This window comes from Nocardioides sp., assembly GCF_050699375.1.
Lineage (GTDB): Bacteria > Actinomycetota > Actinomycetes > Propionibacteriales > Nocardioidaceae > Nocardioides.
In genome coordinates this window covers 1-4,805 of the sequence record NZ_JBOHDN010000281.1, presented here as the reverse complement: position 1 = coordinate 4,805, position 4,805 = coordinate 1, and the positions used below count along the sequence as shown (strand labels likewise).

The 4,805-nt window shown below is 69.8% G+C and carries 4 protein-coding genes and 1 pseudogene; 1 reads left to right on the top strand and 4 read right to left on the bottom strand.

The window, feature by feature from the left end; translation table 11 throughout:
* Positions 1-208: 208 nt before the first annotated feature.
* Positions 209-1,837 (top strand): FadD3 family acyl-CoA ligase, encoded by a 1,629-nt coding sequence (locus tag ACRDPS_RS20330; RefSeq protein WP_431503478.1) that lies wholly within the window; start codon positions 209-211, stop codon positions 1,835-1,837.
* A 66-nt stretch (positions 1,838-1,903) separates the two neighbouring features.
* Here the strand turns inward: ACRDPS_RS20330 and ACRDPS_RS20325 are convergent, their stop codons facing one another.
* From ACRDPS_RS20325 to ACRDPS_RS20310, 4 genes and pseudogenes are all read right to left on the bottom strand, one after another.
* Positions 1,904-2,635, bottom strand: a complete 732-nt coding sequence (locus ACRDPS_RS20325; protein WP_431503477.1) for a sulfite exporter TauE/SafE family protein — start codon at positions 2,633-2,635, stop codon at positions 1,904-1,906.
* Complete coding sequence (locus tag ACRDPS_RS20320; RefSeq protein ID WP_431503476.1) at positions 2,628-3,419, bottom strand: MaoC/PaaZ C-terminal domain-containing protein; 792 nt, start codon at positions 3,417-3,419, stop codon at positions 2,628-2,630. Before ACRDPS_RS20320 ends, ACRDPS_RS20325 begins: the two co-directional genes overlap by 8 nt.
* Positions 3,416-4,588 (bottom strand): lipid-transfer protein, encoded by a 1,173-nt coding sequence (locus tag ACRDPS_RS20315; protein WP_431503475.1) that lies wholly within the window; start codon positions 4,586-4,588, stop codon positions 3,416-3,418. The genes ACRDPS_RS20320 and ACRDPS_RS20315 overlap by 4 nt, the downstream gene beginning before the upstream one ends.
* A pseudogene (locus tag ACRDPS_RS20310) lies at positions 4,588-4,805 on the bottom strand (beta-hydroxyacyl-ACP dehydratase); the annotation flags it as partial. The pseudogene ACRDPS_RS20310 and the gene ACRDPS_RS20315, both read right to left, overlap by 1 nt.

Sequence of the window (4,805 nt, the reverse complement as noted above, 5' to 3'; positions counted from 1 at the left end):
CGCGTACGCCGCCGGCAAGGATCCGGCGTTGGCCCAGGACTGGCTGTGGTCGACGGTCGCCTTCACCGTCGTCGCCTCGGTCTTGATCCACGGCGTCCTCGCCACCCCGGTCATGGCCCGCATCGATGGACCGCAACCTAGTCGCAGTCACCACCTACGGTAGGCTACCAAGCACTTGCTTGGGAGCCTACCGAATGTGGAGCCAGCCATGACCGACCCCCAACCGACGACGCTGCCCCAGGCGGTACACATGGCCGCCGAGCGGTACGGCGACCGGACGGCCGTCGTCGACGGGAAACGCTCGATGTCGTGGGCCGAGCTGCGAGACGAGGTACGCCGCACGGCCGCCGGCTACGTCCGGCTGGGCGTCGCACCCGGTGACCGCGTGGCGGTGTGGGCGCCCAACAGTCTGGAGTGGGTGCTGTCCGCCCTGGGGATCAGCTACGCCGGGGCCACACTCGTCCCGCTCAACACTCGCTACCGGGGTCACGAGGTCGTGGATGTGCTCCGCAGGACCCGCGCAACCGTCGCAGTGGTGGCCGACGGATTCCTCGGGCGTTCTCAGGTCGAAGAGATGGCTCGAGCATCCGAGGAGCAGGAGGACCCGATCGGTCCCGTCTTCGCGGATGCGACCTCGCCGATCGCCGGACTGCCCGACCTGCGCGCGGTCGTTCGGATCGGGGCCGGAGCGTCGTCGCCTGACGTCATGGCTTTCGAGGGCCTCGCCGCGCTGGCCGATGAGGACTCGATCGACGAGGCGGACCGGCGGGCCGCCGAGGTCAAGACCGACGACATCGCCGACATCCTCTTCACCTCAGGCACCACCGGCCGGTCGAAGGGCGTGCTGTCCGCACATCGCCAGACCGTGGCCGCGGCGCGGATCTGGGGTGAGACCTGCGGGGTGACCGCGCAGGACCGCTACCTGGTCATCAATCCGTTCTTCCACTCGTTCGGCTACAAGGCCGGGCTGCTGGTCGCGCTGCTCACTGGCTGTTGCATCTACCCGCAGGCCACCTTCGACGTGGACGAGACGCTGAGGCTGATCGACGAGGAGGGCATCACGGTGCTGCCTGGGGCTCCGACGGTCTTTTCCTCGCTGTTCGGATCACCGCGTCTCGGCTCGATCGACCGTTCGTCATTGCGGCTCGCCGTCACAGGCGCCGCGTCGGTTCCGGTGGCGCTCGTCGAGCGGATGCAGGCCGAGCTGGGGTTCGACCACGTGCTGACAGCGTTCGGCATGACCGAGTGCGTGGTCGCCACGATGTGTCGCCCCGGCGACCCCGACGCGCTCGTGGCCAGCACCTGCGGTCCTCCTGTGCCCGGGATCGAGGTTCGGATCGTCGACCCTGAGACCGGCACCGTCCTCCCTCCGGGCGACGAGGGCGAGGTGCAGTTCCGCGGCGACATGGTGATGCAGGGCTACCTCGACGACGACGAGGCCACCACCGAGGCGATCGACCCCGACGGGTGGCTGCGTACCGGCGACGTGGGCCGAGTGGATCAGCGCGATTACCTGTCCATCACCGACCGGCTCAAGGACATGTACATCACCGGCGGGTTCAACGTGTACCCCGCCGAGGTCGAGCAGGCACTGTCCCGGCTCGACGGGGTCCTCGAGTCCGCCGTCTTCGGCGTTCCCGACGAGCGGATGGGTGAGGTGGGCTGCGTCTTCGTCGTGCGACGGCCGGAGGCCGCTGTGGGCGTCGAGGAGGTGGCCGGCTTCCTCCGCGAGCGCGTGGCCAACTTCAAGGTGCCGCGCGAGGTCGTCTTCGTCGATCACCTGCCGCGCAACGTTTCCGGCAAAGTGTTGAAGAACGAGTTACGAAGAGAGATGTGAACGCCGAGCCAGTGATCACCCACGAGGCATCTCAGGCTCGCGGCACCATGGCTCTGTGACGGGCGCTCATAAGACGGCGTTGCCGAGCGAGATCGTCGCGGTGACGACGAGCCCAGCAAGCACGATCGCCCGGAACCGCTCCGGAGAAAGCCGGTGGAAGATCCGGTCGCCGATCGCCCAGCCGGCGGGAAGGCCCACCGCTCCCCCGATGACGACAACCCAGGTGGTGGCGTGCAGGTGACCGGTCACCGCGAACGTGGCCACAGCAACCACGCCCTGGCTGCAGAACACCGCCTGGAGGGTCGCGCGGAAGCGGCGCGCCGCCAGCCCGGCGCTCTGCAACGACAACACGAGCGGCGGACCATTCATCCCGGTCGAGGTCAGTAGGAGACCGCTCGTCGCGCCCGCGAACCACAGGGACTTCCCTCCCGAGGGCAGGGGGAGGTTCCGCCACAGCAGGATCACCGTGACGAGCACCGCCGCGGCGATCAGGACCGTCAAGGATCGGTCGTCGAACCTCGCGAGGACAACGAGACCCAGCGGCATCCCGAGCACGCCGGCAAGAGTGAGCGTGCGCGCGAGGCGTACGTCGACGTGGGCACGCTCGTGACGCCAGGCGCCCGCTGAGAGCAGGAGACTCATCATGGTGGCGGCCACGACCGCCGTGGTGGGCCCGACCGCCAGCGCCAGCAGCGGGACTGCCACGAGCGCGGACCCGAAGCCGCTCACCGCCTGTGCCACTGCGGCGAGCAGGAACACCAGTGCCGCGATGCCGGCGACAGTCAGGAGCTCAGCCACCGAAGCCGACGTATCCAGAGGTGATCACCGGACGACCGTCGGCCGCAGCCTCGAAGCAGACCCGGTCGTTGGCGTTCCAGCCCTGCACGTGCAGGGTGTCGCCCGGAAAGACGGGGGCAGCGAACCGACCCGCCAGCTTCGTCAACGACGCCGGGTGGACGCCCTGGCTGTCGGCGAGGGCGAGCACGGCCATCCCGATCGTGCAGAGGCCGTGCATGAACGGCCGCGGCATACCGGCCGCGGCCGCCGCAGCCGGGTCGACGTGCATGGCGTGTCGGTCGCCCAGCAGGCGATAGAGCGCGGGCTGATGCATCGTGGTCGTCACGTCCAGGGCGAGGTCGGGATCACCCGCGGGTCGGTCGCTGGTCCGGGGGCCTCGATCGCCGCCGAAACCTCCGCTGCCGGGCGCGAAGATCGCCCAGGTCGCCACGAAGTAGTCGCAGGTGACCTCGATGTCGAAGACCGCGGCCGCGCCCTTGTCCCAGACATTGCTCACGCGAGCCGTCATCGTGACCTCGCCCGCACGGGGCAGCGGCGCAAGCACCGTCAGCGCCTGCGCGCCGTGGACCGCCGTGGAGGTGTCGAAACCCCCTGCCGCGCCGAGGGCGTCCGGCGCCCACTGGGCCAGGGTCAGCCCGAAGGTCGGCAGCACGCGCAGCTGTTCCTCGAAGACGAGGTCCAGCCGCGACGGCTCGACGCCGAGCGCCAGCGCATAGAGGATCGGGTCGCGTTCGGCGTACGACACGGTGCGGGTGCCGAGATCTCGGCCGAGCCAGGTGTTCACGCCACCCCCAGGACGAGACCGGAGGTGGGCACGCCGGTGCCCGCGGTGACCACGACGTTGTCGACGTCCCCGGGCTGGTTGACCGAGGTTCCCCGGATCAGTCGCACCGCCTCGGCGATGCCGTTCATGCCGTGCAGGTAGGCCTCGCCGAGCTGGCCGCCGTGCGTGTTGAGCGGCAGGGAGCCCTGGAGCTCGAGGGAGCCGTCACGGATGAAGTCTGCCGCCTCGCCGCGGCCGCAGAAGCCGAGCTCTTCCAGCTGGGGCAGGACGAACGGCGTGAAGTGGTCGTAGAGCACGGCCGCCTGCATGTCGCTCGGGCGACGACCCGACTGCGCCCAGAGCTGATTGCCCACGAGCCCCATCTCGGGGATGCCGGAGATAGCGGGCCGGTAGTAGGAGGTCATCATGTGCTGGTCCCGGCCCGAGCCCTGCGCGGCACCGACGACGAGAGCCGGTGCGTGCGCCAGGTCCTTCGCACGCTCGGCAGAGACGACCACGAGCGCCTGGCCGCCGTCGGTCTCCTGACAGCAGTCGAGCAGGTGGAGCGGCTCCGCGATCCAGCGCGACGCCTGGTGCTCCTCGAGGGTGATCGGCCGACCGAAGAAGTGCGCGCTCGGGTTGGTCGCCGCCCGCGCCCGGTCGATGACCGAGATCCGCCCGAAGTCTTCCGTCGTAGCGCCGTACTCGTGCATGTAGCGGCGCGCGAACATCGCAACCCACTGCGCCGGGGTGGAGAGCCCGAAAGGTGTCATCCAGGCGTACGCTGCACGGTCGGCGTTCGTGTCCATCGGCCGGTCCGCCTGGCCGAGTCCGTAGCGCTCCCCTGATCTCTCGTTGAAAGCACGCCAGCAGACCACGACGTCCGCGAGGCCGGCGTGGATCGCGGCGGCCGCGTGCGCCACGGTTCCGCACGCCGCGCCACCGCCGTGCGGGACGCGGGAGAAGAACGACAGGTCTCCGATACCGACGTTGCGGGCGACATGGATCTCGGCGCTGGTCTCAGCGGTGAAGGTGACCATGCCGTCGACATCACCGGGCTCGAGGCCGGCGTCGGCGATCGCCGCCGTCACTGCCTCGCAGGCGAGCTGGAGCTCGCTGCGGCCGGACTCCTTGGAGAACTCGGTGGCGCCGATGCCGACGATCGCGGTGGCCCCGGAGAACCCACCCATCAGACCTGCACCTCGACTAGACCGGAGACGTGCACGCCGATCTGGTTGGCGCCAACCACGTCGACCGTCACGCGGGCGTCGTCGATCGCGGACACCGAGCCGGTGAGCGTCATCGTGTCGCCCGGGTAGTTGGGCGCGCCGAGCCGGATCCGGATCCGCTTCACGACGGCGGTGGGTCCGGCCCACGACGTGACGAACCGGTCGACGAGGCCGTTCG